This window comes from Undibacterium sp. Ji50W (assembly GCF_049340445.1).
GTDB lineage: Bacteria > Pseudomonadota > Gammaproteobacteria > Burkholderiales > Burkholderiaceae_D > Undibacterium.
Window position 1 is genome coordinate 274,294 of the sequence record NZ_JBMPOX010000004.1, and the last position, 14,428, is coordinate 288,721.

Annotated in this window: 10 protein-coding genes; 1 reads left to right on the plus strand and 9 read right to left on the minus strand. The window is 55.1% G+C overall.

What is annotated here, in order from left to right; all coding sequences use genetic code 11:
* Positions 1–21: 21 nt before the first annotated feature.
* On the plus strand, positions 22–1,908 hold the full coding sequence (locus tag ACO0K9_RS09735) for a glycoside hydrolase family 28 protein (RefSeq protein ID WP_422984259.1): 1,887 nt from the start codon (positions 22–24) through the stop codon (positions 1,906–1,908).
* 107 nt (positions 1,909–2,015) lie between these two features.
* Here the strand turns inward: ACO0K9_RS09735 and ACO0K9_RS09740 are convergent, their stop codons facing one another.
* The 9 genes from ACO0K9_RS09740 to ACO0K9_RS09780 all read right to left on the minus strand — a co-directional run bounded on the left by ACO0K9_RS09740 (position 2,016) and on the right by ACO0K9_RS09780 (position 14,373).
* Positions 2,016–2,942, minus strand: a complete 927-nt coding sequence (locus ACO0K9_RS09740) for an SMP-30/gluconolactonase/LRE family protein (RefSeq protein ID WP_422984261.1) — start codon at positions 2,940–2,942, stop codon at positions 2,016–2,018.
* A gap of 11 nt (positions 2,943–2,953) precedes the next feature.
* Positions 2,954–4,327, minus strand: a complete 1,374-nt coding sequence (locus tag ACO0K9_RS09745) for an MFS transporter (protein ID WP_422984263.1) — start codon at positions 4,325–4,327, stop codon at positions 2,954–2,956.
* 136 nt (positions 4,328–4,463) lie between these two features.
* Positions 4,464–6,041 carry an aldehyde dehydrogenase (NADP(+)) gene (locus ACO0K9_RS09750; RefSeq protein ID WP_422984265.1) on the minus strand — a complete coding sequence of 526 codons (1,578 nt, stop codon included), beginning with the start codon at positions 6,039–6,041 and terminating at the stop codon, positions 4,464–4,466.
* A 121-nt stretch (positions 6,042–6,162) separates the two neighbouring features.
* Positions 6,163–7,074 carry a 5-dehydro-4-deoxyglucarate dehydratase gene (kdgD, locus tag ACO0K9_RS09755; protein WP_422984267.1) on the minus strand — a complete coding sequence of 304 codons (912 nt, stop codon included), beginning with the start codon at positions 7,072–7,074 and terminating at the stop codon, positions 6,163–6,165.
* Between the two features lie 412 nt (positions 7,075–7,486).
* Positions 7,487–8,266, minus strand: a complete 780-nt coding sequence (locus ACO0K9_RS09760) for a FadR/GntR family transcriptional regulator (protein WP_422984269.1) — start codon at positions 8,264–8,266, stop codon at positions 7,487–7,489.
* Between the two features lie 408 nt (positions 8,267–8,674).
* Entirely contained in the window at positions 8,675–9,079 is a 405-nt protein-coding gene (locus ACO0K9_RS09765; protein WP_422984271.1) for a hypothetical protein, read from the minus strand.
* Positions 9,076–10,509 (minus strand): ammonium transporter, encoded by a 1,434-nt coding sequence (locus tag ACO0K9_RS09770; RefSeq protein ID WP_422984273.1) that lies wholly within the window; start codon positions 10,507–10,509, stop codon positions 9,076–9,078. The genes ACO0K9_RS09765 and ACO0K9_RS09770 overlap by 4 nt, the downstream gene beginning before the upstream one ends.
* Before the next feature lie 529 nt (positions 10,510–11,038).
* Entirely contained in the window at positions 11,039–11,830 is a 792-nt protein-coding gene (locus tag ACO0K9_RS09775; protein WP_422984275.1) for a DUF1868 domain-containing protein, read from the minus strand.
* A gap of 5 nt (positions 11,831–11,835) precedes the next feature.
* The gene (locus tag ACO0K9_RS09780; protein ID WP_422984277.1) at positions 11,836–14,373 is read right to left on the minus strand and encodes a TonB-dependent receptor; all 2,538 of its coding nucleotides are present in this window, start codon (positions 14,371–14,373) and stop codon (positions 11,836–11,838) included.
* Positions 14,374–14,428: the final 55 nt, after the last annotated feature.

A 14,428-nucleotide genomic window follows, 5' to 3' on the forward strand; every position in this document is an offset into this window, starting at 1 on the left:
GATAACAACAGAGACACTATAATGAAAAAACACGTAACACAAGTCCAGGGCTCACAGTCGCAACGCCGGGATTTCATGAAGAAAATGTCATTGACAGGATTATCGCTTGGTGCTGGCACAGCCTTGCCGGTTGGACAGGTGCTGGCCGCAACATTGATAGAAGACCCATGGCTGAAAGCCCAGGCGATAGTTGACCGCCTGTCAGTGCCCCTCAAATTTCGCCAGGCAGACTACAGGATTACCGATTTCGGTGCCGCTCCCTGTGAATTGAAAACCGTCAAAGCCTGGATTTCATTTGAAGCGCAAGACAATCTGTCGACGCCGGTTGCAAATTCCAAAGATATTTACCCTGCCATCACCGAAGCGATTGCCACTTGCCATAAGGCTGGTGGGGGCCGTGTCATTGTGCCGTCCGGTAACTGGTTTTGCGCTGGTCCCATCGTTTTGCTGTCGAATGTGAATGTACATTTGCAGTCTGGCGCGCATATCTACTTCAGCAATAATCCGGAAGACTATGCCAAGTATGGCAATTTTGATTGCGGCCTGAATGGCAAACTGACGATTTCACGCTGGCAAAGTAATGATTGCCTGAACTTTTCGCCCATGGTGTATGCCTATGCGCAAGATCATATTGCGCTGACAGGTGATGACTGGACCAGCATACTTGATGGCCAGGGTGGCGTTCCCTTTGACGACAGCGGTGATTGCTGGTGGACCTGGAAAGGCAAGCAAAAGACCATCAATTCAGTGGGACAAGGTTCCACACCGAATTACAAGAGCGGCAAGCGTTCGGAAAATACACCGAATGAACTGAATGCAGCTTCCCTGGAAAAACTCGCACCGCAACTGGATGAAAAACAGAGATTGCGTATCCAGGGTGAAGGCGATAAATGGCGCGCTGACGGCAGTTATTTGCCGGCATTGTCCGAAGCCGGGGTGCCCATCGGCAAGCGTATTTTTGGCCGGGGCCATAACCTGCGCCCGCCTATGATACAGTTCATCGGCTGTACCAATGTGCTGATGCAGGGTTACCAGGTCAACAATACGCCATTCTGGCAACATCACCCTGTGCATTGCCGCAACGTGGTCATCCGCAATGTCAAGGCAAAAAGCCATGGCCCCAACAGCGACGGTTTTGATCCTGAAGCTTGCGATCATGTACTGGTCGAATCCTGTACCTTTGATTCAGGTGATGATTGCATCGCCATCAAGGCCGGTAAAAACCTGGATACCCAGTATGGACCTTCACAAAATATCGTGATTCAGAATTGCATCATGCAAAGCGGTCATGGCGCAGTCACGCTGGGCAGCGAAATGGCGGGTGGCATACAGAATGTCTATGCGCAAAACCTGTTGTTTGAAAACCTGCATTGGGACACAGATCCACTGAATACCGCGATTCGCCTGAAGACCAATATGAACCGTGGCGGTTACCTGAAGAATTTCTTTGTCCGCAATATCTCGATCCCGAACGGCGTGCAGACCAGCCCATCCTTCTACACATCGCTGCCGAACTCACCTATCCATTCAAAAACCGTGGCAACGGCAGCTGGTGCGGTCATTACCTTTGACTGTGACTATGCGCCGGTAAGCGACAATGTCAGAACCCGTGCCCCCGTGGTTGATAATGTGCATATCTCGAATGTCACGGTAGGTAATGCGGCGACCAAGAAAGGCCAGTTTTCCTGCTATCAGGCCATTGTCATCCTTGGCCCGGTTGCCTCGGATTATAACGGTGACGACAAGAACCCTCTGGTATTCCCGGTGACCAATGTCACCATCAGTGATTGCCAGTTTGGTACGCCGGTGAATGCCGACAGCCCGCTGTATCTGTACAACGTCAAGGGTCTGGAATTGAAGAATGTGAAGATAGGCGACAAGCTGCATAACAGCATCCTGTCTGTCTAGATAAAAAAATGCCGCCGGGCGACTATCTGCACGGCGGCATTCAAAGGCTAAGGGGTGATTGCTATATCAGGCGTATCGTTGCGATTAGTCCTGACTGGCAATGAATTTCAATTTATTGAACTGCTAAAAGCGGTTTCAGGTACACCACATACTCCGGGGTGGACCAGTATCAGGCTGCCGGCCCAATGATCATGTTCAGCCTTGCCGACTCCGATGGATGTCACCAGCAGGGTATCCATATTCGTGCCACCAAACGTGCACATCGATGGTTTTGCCATAGGCAAAGGAATGGTTCTGTCCAGCCTGCCTGCGGGCGTAAAACGCAACAGACAACCGCCATCATTGCCGCATATCCAGTAACAACCATCGATATCCATGGCGGCGCCATCCGGGCGCCCGGCCAGCGGTTTCATATCCATGAACACACGCTGCCCATGTGGCACGCCTTCATCCACATCGTAATCAAATGCCCAGATGGTCTGGCTGGCCGGATGTGAATCCGACAGATACATGGTCTTTCCATCCGGTGACCAGGCCAGGCCATTTTGTGTCAACAGATTGCTGACGAAAGCTGCGGACAAGCCTTGTTGCTGTGAATAACGATACAGTTGGCCGACCGCTTTGGCGGCAGCCATGTCCATGAACATGGTGCCGCTCCAGAACCGGCCCTGGCGGTCACAACGGCCATCATTGAAGCGCATGCCGGCACCGAGTGTATCTGGTGCTGCCAGCCGGGTTTGCAGTGCACGTGGCCCTGCACCCAGATGCAGATTGAAGATACCGCTTTCCATACCGGCGATAAAATCGCCATCATCTTTCAACGCAATGCAGGCAACCATTTCAGTGGTCTGCCATGAGCGCAGTACACCAGAACCCGCATCCAGTTTCCAGATGGTTTTCGCCGGGATATCCACCCAGTACCAGGCAGCCTGCTGTGCATGCCACATGGGGCTTTCGCCGACGGCACAACTGATCGCCGGTATGGCTTCCAGATCTGGAAACGGAGAGGTGAGTTGAGCTGAATGCTGAGTCATGACGCGTGATGTTATAAGTCAGTGATTTCTTTGTAGGTAGGCACCAAGAACTTCATCATGCTCCACGCCAGCAGATAAGCCACTGCGCAGAATGTAAACATGATGGTGTAACCGGTTTGGATATGGCCAAGACTACCGTAGTAATCGAACAGCCAGCCGCCGATTTTTGAAACCAGCACGCCACCGATACCACCGGCCATACCACCAATACCGACGATGGACGCAACCGATTTTTTCGGGAACATGTCAGACACGGTAGTGAATATATTCGCCGACCAGGCCTGATGCGCAGAAGTACCCACGCCGATTAACAGTACAGGTATCCATGGTCCCAGATAGCCCAGCGGCTGTGCCAGCAATACCACCAGCGGGAACAAGGCAATCACCAGCATCGCACGCATGCGGCCATCATAGGCGCTATAACCGCGCTTCATGAAATAGCTGGGGAACCAGCCGCCACCAATACTGCCTATCATCGTCATACTGTACAACACAGCCAACGGTATGACGATATCGGTTTTATGCATCTGGTACTGCGCTTCCAGATATTTCGGCAGCCAGAACAGGAAGAACCACCAGATACCGTCCGTCATGAACTTGCCGATGACAAATGCCCAGGTCTGTTTATACGACAACAGCTTCATCCATGAGATTTTCTTGCCAGGTGTTTCTTCAGTCGCGACTGGTTCAGGATTCTGTGTTTCGCCGCTATTGATATACGCCAACTCGGCAGCGGACAGGTATTTCTGTTTTTCTGGTTTTTCATAAAACATGTTCCAGAAAATCATCCAGATAAAACCGATGGCACCGATGACGATGAAGGCGGTTTCCCAGCCCCAGGTTGCTGCGATCCAAGGTACGGTCAATGGTGCCAGGATGGCACCGATATTCGCGCCGGAATTGAAAATGCCGGTCGCGAATGAACGCTCCTGTTTAGGGAAATATTCTGCCGTCGCCTTGATGGCTGCCGGGAAGTTACCCGCTTCACCAAAGGCCAGTACTGCGCGTGAAAGCATGAAACCGGTTACCGATACCGGGACAGCAGCCAGACCCAATGCGGCAAAGGCATTGGCCACACTTTGACCCACAGCGATGGAGTAGGCATGCATGATCGCACCCAGCGACCACACGGCAATCGCCAGCAGATACGCTTTCTTGGTACCTATTTTGTCGATCAGGCGACCCGCAAACAACATGGAAATCGCATACACGAACTGGAATGCAGCAGTGATGTTGGCATAGTCAGTATTCGTCCAGCCAAATTCTTTGGACAGATCAGGTGCCAGCAGGCTGAGTACCTGACGATCAAGATAATTTACAGTGGTGGCGAAAAATAGCAGGGCACATATGGTCCACCGGTATTTGCCTACGGATTGCTGGCTCATCTGAGCGTCTCCTTGTAGTTGTTCATGATGGGCACATCTTGTTCGTGTGCTCGCGTGTTCATTTTTGTACTTGCTTGCGACCGACTGACCGGGCTGACCAGTGATGCCTGTGCACCAGGGCCAGCCCGGCCCGGCATCATGCCAAAGTCAGTTTTCCATCTATCATACGAGTCAGTTGCAGCGGATTGTTATCCTGCAATGCTGCCGGCAACAAGTCGGCAGGGATCGCTTGATAACACACAGGGCGCAAGAAGCGGTCTATGGCCGTTGCACCAACCGACGTACTGCGGCTATCGGATGTGGCAGGGAAAGGTCCGCCGTGTACCATGGCATGCGCCACTTCGACACCGGTAGGGAAACCGTTGAACAAAATGCGTCCTGCTTTTCTTTCCAGACCTGGCAACAGCTTCTTCGCCTGGTCATGGTCTGCTGCAGTGGCATGCACGGTAGCGGTCAATTGGCCTTCCAGCGATTCCGACACCTGCAGGACTTCATTGAAGTCTTTGCACAGGATGGCGATCGATGATGGGCCAAAGACTTCTTCCTGCAATGCTGCTGTCGTCAGGAAAGTACTGCCGCTGCACACCGATAACAAGGCTTGTGCCGCACATGGAGATTCTGCTGGCTGACCCTTGCCGACTACAGTCAGCTCGGCGATTTCTGCCAGGTGGCTGCTGCCCTTGACGTAAGCCTGGTGTATGCCTGGCGTCAGCATGGTGGACGCCTGTTTTTTCTCCAGTGCCAGACCTGCCAGTTCCAGGAAGCTGCGGGCAGCGTTGCTATCAATAGCGATAACCAGACCAGGATTGGTACAGAACTGACCGGCACCGAGTGTCAGTGAATCAACAAAGTTTTGTGCCAACTGGGCAGTCTGTGTTTTCAGTGCATCATCCAGCAGGAAAACCGGATTGATACTGCTCATCTCTGCATACACAGGGATGGGTTCTTTCCTTTGATTGGCTGTGCGTACCAGCGCCAGGCCACCTGAACGTGAACCGGTGAAGCCGACTGCCTTGATGGCAGGATGGCCGACCAGTTGTTGACCAACTTGGCTACCAGCACCGACCAGCATGGAAAACACGCCTTCAGGCAGACCGCAGTCAGCGACGGCTTTTTGAATGACGCGACCAACCAGTTCGGCTGTACCCAGATGGGCATTGTGGGCTTTGACGACGACCGGGCAACCGGCAGCCAGTGCAGAGGCGGTGTCGCCGCCTGCCACGGAGAAAGCCAGCGGGAAATTACTGGCACCAAACACCGCGACCGGACCCAGCGCAATTTTGCGCAGGCGCAGATCTGGCCGTGGCGGTGCACGTTCTGGCAGGGCAGAATCAATGGTCGCATCCAGGAAGTAACCATCGCGTACGACTTTGGCAAACAGGCGCAACTGATTGACTGTACGGCCGCGTTCGCCTTCCAGGCGTGCTACTGGCAGGCCGGTCTCTTGTGCTGCGCGTTCGATCAGGACAGGGCCCAGATCCATGATGCCGGTGGCGATGGTTTCCAGGAACTTGGCGCGTTGCTCCAGACTGGTTTCGCGATAGGTATCAAATGCCTGTTCTGCCAGGGCGCAAGCTTGCTGCACATCTTCAGCAGTGGCGAAGCCAAATACGGGTTCGATTTGCTGGTTGGTGGATGGATCGATGGCATTGATGTTGCCAGCCAGGCCAAACACGGAATTTTTACCGATAAGCATTTTGCCGGTAATTTGCATTATGTTCTCCTTCTTTCCTGCATCAGATGCAGGGATGACAGCATGGTGGTAATGATGGGTTTTGCAAACGCAAAAACGAAACTGCGACAGCACACGCTGCGCAGCTTCGTCTTTATACAGCTTATTGTGGACCTTGTTTCAGAATCAGTTTATGCAGCATTTCATCTTCTGCTGCTGTCAGGTCTGTTAATGGCGCACGGACTGGTCCGGCGCTATGACCAACCAGGCGTGCACCGGCCTTGACGATACTGACAGCATAACCGGCTTTGCGATTGCGGATTTCCAGGTAAGGCAGGAAGAAATCGTCGATCAGGCGGTTGACCGTCGTGCTGTCGTCCGCTGCAACGGCGTGGTAGAAGTCCATTGCCAGTTTTGGCATGAAGTTGAATACGGCGGATGAATAGACAGGAACGCCGAGTGCCTTGTAAGCGGCCGCATACACTTCAGCTGTAGGCAAACCACCCAGGTAGCTGAAACGGTCGCCCATACGACGCCAGATGGAAACCATCAGTTCGATATCACCGATACCGTCTTTGAAACCAATCAGGTTAGGGCAACGTGCTGCCAGTATTTCCAGGGAATCGGCAGTCAGGCGGCAGATACCACGGTTATAGACAACTACACCAAAATTCACGGACGCGCAGACTTCTTCCACGTGACGGATCAGGCCGTCCTGGCTGGCTTCAGTCAGGTAATGTGGCAACAGCAGGATACCGTGGGCACCCAGGCGTTGTGCTTCTTGCGCATAAGCGATGGCTTGACGTGTAGGGCCACCAGTACCGGCCAGGATAGGCACCTTGCCGCGGCAGGTATCGACCGCGACACGGATCACGTCCGAGTACTCGTTGGCTGTCAGAGAAAAGAATTCACCTGTGCCACCAGCAGCAAACAGGGCGCTGGCACCGTATGGAGACAACCATTCCAGGCGCTCTGCATAAGTTTTTGCATTGAAATCACCAGCCGCATCAAAGTCGGTCAATGGGAAAGAAAGCAGGCCAGCGGAAAGTATCTGTTTCAGATCTTGTGGGTTCATGATGTCTCCTGAAAGTAAGTAGCTAAATAGCGATAAGTGTGAAATAAGAATGAATTCGGTTGGTAAGGTATTCGTCTTGCGTAATCTTTGGGTGATGCCTGTTAGTGAAGCAGATTTGACACCTATTCATTGGTTTGCCCAGCGCAGATGCTTGCTTCCTGCCCTGATGCTGAAGATATTTGTCAAGATGTACGTCATCGTACAACTTAAAATCAAAGACTGCAAGCATGTTTTTATTTATGGTGATTTATTTTATGTGCCGTCCTGGTGGTCTTTTCAGTCAACAGGGGCGTACAGGGGAATTCTTGTCATACTTGCCATAACTACCTTGTATCTACAGTAGTTATGGCCATGCTTTGGGGGCGGAGTAGTACTTATTTGGTGTCTTGCCCATACTTATATGCTGCTGGTATCAAGTTGCTTGATTTTCTGTCTTGCCGGAAGAGGCTTCTTCTTCCATGCGCAGTTGTGCCTGGCGCAGTCTTTCCCTGCTATTGCTCAAGTGGGTGCGCATGGCGGCGCGGGCCGCTTCCGGGTCCTTGCGCAGGATGGCACTATAGATATCTTCGTGTTCGTGATTGACCTTATCTATATAGCTGCTGGTGGTACCCAGATTCAGCGCCGTAGAATTTAACCTGGCGCGTGGAATGATGGTGGTGCCCAGATCACTGAGGATATCGACAAAATAACGATTGCCTGTGGCCTGTGCAATCAGCAGGTGAAAGCGGACATCGGCATTCACCGATTCGGTATCCCGGGTTTTCTTGGTCAGGATATCATTCAGGGCTGCCGCCAGTTCAGTCAGTTGTTCTTCTGTGCGGCGCGATGCGGCTAGCCAGGCGGCTTCGGTTTCCAGGCTGATCCTCAATTCCAGTATGTCGAGCACGTCCCTGACGGTAATAATGGCTTCACGCGAAATACCCAGGGTGCTGCTGGCTGGTTCAAGTATAAAAGTGCCTATACCATGCCGCGTCTGTACCAGCCCGGCTGCCTGTAAATGCGAAATCGCCTCGCGCACCACTGTACGGCTGACGCCGTACAGTTGCATGATGGCGGATTCGGTAGGAAGCTTTTCGCCGGGTTTGAACACGGCATTTTTGATATTGTTCGTAATGTTCTCAACCAGCCCTTGAGACAGACTCTTGTGACGCCTTACGCTGGGGGGGGTATTGGCTATATGTTGAGTTTCCATTGTGTCAAGTTTGACCTTACGAAGATGCACTGATTTTACATCAACTCGCCATTCGTATGTTGTATGATGACGTATCACTTATGATAATTACATTGTTTGTGGTTTATTCGCCTATTTTCCGGGCAGGCAAGAGGTGACATTTGTCACCTGCAATTGCTGACAGTTTGCTCTGATATCAAGCAGCGCGATTGAGCATACTGCTAGTCATGCGTGCAGATCACACTGCAAACTGGGGGCGTCCATGTAGGTAGTGTGGCGCGCTAGCCAGGTTTGATGGCATAAGTCCGAATAAGAATGGCGTGGCCCATATGATGCAGAACCCCTATGATGCAGGGTCACAAGGTGCTCTGACATTAGCCTGGCCAAGGCTGGTATGCAAGCCTCTCGGTTCTGTATCGCCTGAGCAGTTTAGCGCAGCCTACCTATGTAGGTTTGATCGACCATGGCATTGTGGTCAGGCAAAGGCATGGGTACTGGCATGATACTGTCCTCATCCAGGCTGGCGATTTTGGGGCGCAATTTTTGCGTGGCGGACAGTCTTGCCAGCAAAGGACTAGCGGGCGGTGGTGCAACAAACAGGCCGTCTTCACCAAAATAGATGTCTTCCAGCTTCTGGCAAATTTCCTGCAGATCGGCATTGGGCAAGCCCATCGACAGATCCAGAATCGCACGACAATATGCCGGGTTGATACGCATGTATTCAATATCAGTGACACGGCCAATTTGCCGCCGCAAAATAACATGCAGACGTGCCATGAGGGAAAACGCAAGATTGTCTGACATGGCGTTCTGGACTATGGTGCTGGTGCTCATAAGATATGCTCCCCGTGAAGTTCAAGATCAAGCCCTTCTCTTTCCTGCTCTTTAGTGACGCGCAAGCCAACGGTAACTTTGACCAGCCATAAAATGATGGCAGTCACAGCACCCGAATAAATGACGGTGACGATGACACCAAATGCCTGCGTCGCCAGGCTGCCATCGGCCCCGCCTATGCTCTTCAGCGCAAACACGCCAGTCAGCAGGGCGCCGACGATGCCGCCGATGGCGTGCACACCAAATACATCCAGTGAATCATCGTAAGCCCCCATGGATTTGAGTGAAGTCGCGCCCCAGTAGCAGGCCACGCCGGCAACGGCACCAATGACCAGCGCGCCGGTCAGATCCACAAAGCCGGAAGCAGGGGTAATCGCCACCAGGCCGGCGACGGCACCAGAAACGATGCCCAGTACCGAGGGTTTGCCACGGCGCAGCCATTCCACGAACATCCAGGCCAGTGCCGATGTTGCCGTTGCCACCTGTGTGACCAGCATCGCCAGACCGGCCCTGCCGTCTGCTGCACCAGCAGACCCGGCATTGAAGCCGAACCAGCCCACCCACAACAGGGATGCGCCAATGCCTGTCAGTAACAGATTATGGGGTGGCATCGGTTCCTTGCCGAACCCCAGGCGTGGTCCGACGATCAGTGCCGCCACCAGACCAGACACGCCGGCATTGATATGCACTACCGTGCCGCCCGCAAAGTCCAGCACGCCACGTGCCGCCAGCCAGCCCGCCGGTTCCCATACCCAGTGGGCAACCGGCACATACACCAGTAATGACCACAGTGTGATGAACAGCAGCAAGGCAGAAAATTTCATGCGTTCGGCAAAGGCACCGGTGATCAGGGCCGGGGTGATAATCGCAAACGTCATCTGGAACATCAGGAACACGCTTTCCGGTATCGTCGGTGCCAGTTGATGCACACTAAGTTGACCGGCTTCTTTCAAAAAGCTCACGCCATGCAGCATGAACCTGTCCATGCTGCCCAGATAAGGCGAACCTGCAGTGAACACCAGGCTATAACCCAGCACCACCCACAAGATCGTGACGATGCAGGTGGTCGCCAGACTGTGCGCCATCGTGCCCAGGGCATTTTTCTTGCGCACCATGCCGGTATAAAACAAGGCCAGGCCAGGGATGGTCATCAGCAATACCAGTGCAGTCGAGGTCAGCATCCAGGCCGTGTCGCCAGCACTGATCTTGTCAGCAGCGATCATGCCAGGCTTGGTCATTGCAGGCGGGGCTTCTGCAGGAGTAAGGGGTGTAGCAAGGGTTGTAGCGGGCAAAGAAGCAGGGGCCGCTGTGGTCGCTGCCGTGACTGAAGCTGCGGCAGGCGGCTCAGCCTGTGCGTTGCAGGTGCCACTGAACAGGCACAGGCTGAAAGAAAGAGGAAGCAATAAGTTGGAAAGTACGCGTATTTTCATCAAAGCTGGCCTTTTCAAAAAACATCGTCAATGACACACAAGATTGTTTGCAAATAGTGTTTGCGATTATCGTGTGCGACGCAGCATTTTTCATGCCAAGGCTGATACCAGTGGATTTGATGTCGTTGCTGGCTATTTGAGGGAGTTGTGCCACCAGTGAAGGTGGGGATGGCGCATGCACGCACCAAAATGTAAGCAAATATTACCGTGAGGCATGACTTTGCACGGCCAAGGTGCTAAGCCGTTTTCTCAAGGGATGGCCGGCACGCAGGTCGTGTATTGCGCGTGACTCTATGAAAAACGCCGTTTTGCTGACAGGGCAAAGCGGCGTTTTGTATTCAAATCAGCAGTTTGACGTTGGGCCAAGTCAGCGTCGCTGACAAGAGTAGTGAGATCACCGCATCCGTGTGGGTGAGGCAGCGCAGAACTTCGCCATCCTGTGCTGCATCGCCCTGGTCTTCACCCCACGTACTGCCACCAGCCCAAGCTTGGCCATGAATTCGACCGTGTACACTTTGCTATTTTGCTGCTATGCCGGACGCTGATTCTGTAACAGCAACTGTGGCCGGAACTCGTACATCCCGTCGAAATACACGTACTCTGGATTCTGCAGCTCGACCACCGGCGCGCGCCGGATCAACTCCCCGGCCAACGCTTGGTGCAGCTTGAAGAAGCGGCGCTCCTCCTCGCTGGTCATCGTCGAATAGAAGTAGTTCAGCGTGATGTGGAAACGGAAGCTGTCGTGGTCGGCCAGACGGTAGTTCAGCGCCTGCGCCAGCCGGTCGCGCAACTTGCGGATTTTGCGATTTTCCGCCGCGTCCACCGGCTCGAACTGGATGTTGTACAAGTTGGTCTGCTGTTCCACTGGCAACGCACGCAGGCGGAACGGCAGCTCGCACCCGAGATCGAAGACCTTCAGCTTGGCCAGCCACCAGGCGTTGCAGAAGGCTTCATCGGCATCGGGCGGGATATCCGTGGGAAAGTCCAGATGCCGCGCCGGATACGAGATACCGTTGAAGACCGTCATGTGGTAGCTGGCTGGTGGCAGTACGGCAATCCGGTGCAGCATGCCGCTGCGCATCAGGTTTTGATGGATGTCCAGCAAGGCCATGAAGGTTTCGCTGCGCTTGTCCACATGACAGATGATGGAGTTACCGGGCCAGTGCGCCTCGCTGCCATCAGGGTTGAATTTCGCTGCCACTGTGGCCGCACGGGGCGCGGCGTTCACCGCGCCGGCACCGAGCGCCATCCCACCCTGCAGCAACAGCGCCAGGGCGCGCCGCCGGGACCAGCTTAGCTGGCAGTTTGCTTGAGCGTTCATCTCATTCACCACTGGGCCATGATCGATGCGGCGACACTGCGGCCGAAGATCGGGCGGCCTGTGCTCGCCTCCGCCACGCTGAAGGCATTGCCGGATGGCGCACGGGCGTTGCCTTCCGTTAGACCAGCGGAATTGGTCAGGTTAGAAACCGTTAATTGCAGGCTGACTCCCGGCGTCAGGCGGTATTGGAATCCCAGGTCCACCGTCCGATAGGCAGGCAAAATACTGGTATTCACAAAGTCCTGGTAGCTCTTGCCCACCGCGCTGAAGGTGGCGTACAGGCGTCCGCTCCGGTCGTCAAACTTGAACAGCCAGGCTGGACTGAGCGTGGCCATGGTGCGCGGCACGCGCGGGATCTGCTTGCCGGCCAGGCTGTTGGCGGACAGAGTGGTGAAGGTCACACCGCCATCCACATCTGGTTGTTGCAAGGTGACTGAACCGTTTAGTTCGAACGCGCTGGAGGGACGCCATGTCCCTTCCAGCTCCAGGCCCTTGGTGGTGGTATTGATCAGCAGTGGCTGATTAGTGAGCACGCCAGTCGCGTCGGCGAAGTAGGTCGACGAATTCAGGTTCTTGAAATTGCTGTAGAAACCGATCAGCACCAGTTGCAGTTGCGGCTGTGACAGCTTCAAACCCACTTCGGCCTGGCGCACTGGTGTCACCGGCACCGGCTGGCCGTTGGGCAAGGTGCCAGCCACGCTGTTGTTGATGTTGGCCCAGTAATCGCTCAAACGCGGCAAGCTGTAGGCGCTGGAGTAACGCACAAAGGCGTTGAGTGGCTCGCTGATCTGAAGCAGAGAGCCGGCGGTCCAAGCCGTGCCATGCTGGGTCACGCTGTAGGGCACGTAGCCAGTCAGGCCAGTCACACTTTGTGCGGCCAACGGGCTGGTGCTGGACAGGGCCTGCTTGCCGATGACGCCGCGCTCGCCGCGTTCCTGGCGCACCTCGTGGCGAGCGCCGATGTCGACCTGCCAATCCTTGGAGATGTGCCAGTTTTCCGCCGCGTAGACGGCTGAGGCCAGGCCGTGTACGCGGCCGATCAGGTCGCCGCTGCCATAGGTGGTGAAGCCGTTTTCTGTGACCATGCCGGTCGGCTGGCCAGCGGCGTTCAGTGCCTGGATGTCCAACAGGTCGGCATTGTTCTTGACGTTGGTGAGGATGGTGTTACCGATCTGCTGCTGCTCCAGACTGTAGCGGCTCAGGCTTAGGCCAAACGCCACGTCGTGCGTACCCAGATCGGCAAGAGCGAAGGACTTGCTGGCGCGCAGGTCGTTGACCGCGTTGCGGATCGTTGAGATGGTACTGGACCAGGTGTTGGTCATGGTCAGTCCGGCGGTGGCCGCCGGGTCGAACACCTGGCCGCTGCCCGCATACAGATAGCGCAGTGACGTGGTGCCGGCAAACGCCTTCTGGGCCGTGCTCAGGTTGGCTTGAAGCAGCGCCCCCGCGTCTGATGGCGCACCATTCAAGAGCGCGTTGAAGCCCGCCTCGCCGCTGGTATAGCGGGCCTTGTCGCTCAGTTTCCAGCCGCCTGGCAGCGTGAAGTCGCCGCCAGCCGTCAGCGTGGTGACTTTGGGATGGATGCCGTCGGCAAGGTCGCGGTTCGCGTAGCCACTGCCGCCCTGCCCATCAAGCACGCGATAGCGCACCTGGCGGAAGCTGGCCGAATCCAGGGTGCCGGTGTGCGGGTCGATCAGGTTGGCCAGCGAATTGCCGTTGCGGGTATCCGTCAGCGGGATGCTGGTGTAGAAAATAGCACGATCGTCCAGGTGCTTCAGGCTGACAAACAGTTTATCGCCGCCACCCAGCAGATAGGTCGCGCCAAGTTTGATCTGGCCGCCGCGGTCGGCGTTGCTGAAACCCGGGTCGCGCAAGCCATCGCCCTGGCGGAGGAAGCCGCTGAAGCTATACAGCAGGCGGTCGTTGACTGGGCCGGACATTGCCAGGTCAGCGCGTACCTGATGGTGTTGGCCCACCGTCAGCTTAGCGGCATGATCCGGCTCGGTCGTGCCGAAGTTGGACAGGAAGTTGACCACGCCCCCGGACGCGTTATTGCTATACACCGGTGCCGTGCCACCCCGCACGATCTCGGCCCCGACGGTACCCAGGTCGACCCGGTACAGTTCGTCGATCTGTAACTGGCGCTCGAAGTTCGATTCGAAAAGGGGTAGTCCGTCTTCCAGCATGTCCATCAGGCGGAAGCCGGAAAACGGTAGGCCGCGGATTACCACGTTCTCGCCGCCGCCCTGGCCGCCGGAGTTTTCTACCTTGATGCCAGGGACAGATTTCAACAAGTCGACGGTGCTCTTGGGGTCCTTGCGCTGGATTTCCGCCTCGCTGATGGTGGAGATGGCGTACGGCGTCTCGAATTTCTTCTTGCGGCCGGATGTGCCGGTTACGACGACTTCTTGCTGAGCGGTTTCGGATGTGTCTTGCGACGCCGGTAGTTCTGGTGCCAGCGCATCGGCCGCCTGGACGTTGATACTGATTGCTCCGAGCAGGAGCATGGACAATGCGCTACGGTCTCTCTGTTTATTCTTCACCACGGATTTCCTCGACTTGGCTGGTTGTTGTGATTACCGGACTAGGCCGGATTGC

Coding starts and splice junctions, on each gene's coding strand:
- ACO0K9_RS09760 (WP_422984269.1), bottom strand. CDS start 8,266: ATGGAAACTCAACATATAGCCAATACCCCCCCCAGCGTAAGGCGTCAC.
- kdgD (WP_422984267.1), bottom strand. CDS start 7,074: ATGAACCCACAAGATCTGAAACAGATACTTTCCGCTGGCCTGCTTTCT.
- ACO0K9_RS09750 (WP_422984265.1), bottom strand. CDS start 6,041: ATGCAAATTACCGGCAAAATGCTTATCGGTAAAAATTCCGTGTTTGGC.
- ACO0K9_RS09745 (WP_422984263.1), bottom strand. CDS start 4,327: ATGAGCCAGCAATCCGTAGGCAAATACCGGTGGACCATATGTGCCCTG.
- ACO0K9_RS09775 (WP_422984275.1), bottom strand. CDS start 11,830: ATGAACGCTCAAGCAAACTGCCAGCTAAGCTGGTCCCGGCGGCGCGCC.
- ACO0K9_RS09735 (WP_422984259.1), top strand. CDS start 22: ATGAAAAAACACGTAACACAAGTCCAGGGCTCACAGTCGCAACGCCGG.
- ACO0K9_RS09770 (WP_422984273.1), bottom strand. CDS start 10,509: ATGAAAATACGCGTACTTTCCAACTTATTGCTTCCTCTTTCTTTCAGC.
- ACO0K9_RS09740 (WP_422984261.1), bottom strand. CDS start 2,942: ATGACTCAGCATTCAGCTCAACTCACCTCTCCGTTTCCAGATCTGGAA.
- ACO0K9_RS09765 (WP_422984271.1), bottom strand. CDS start 9,079: ATGAGCACCAGCACCATAGTCCAGAACGCCATGTCAGACAATCTTGCG.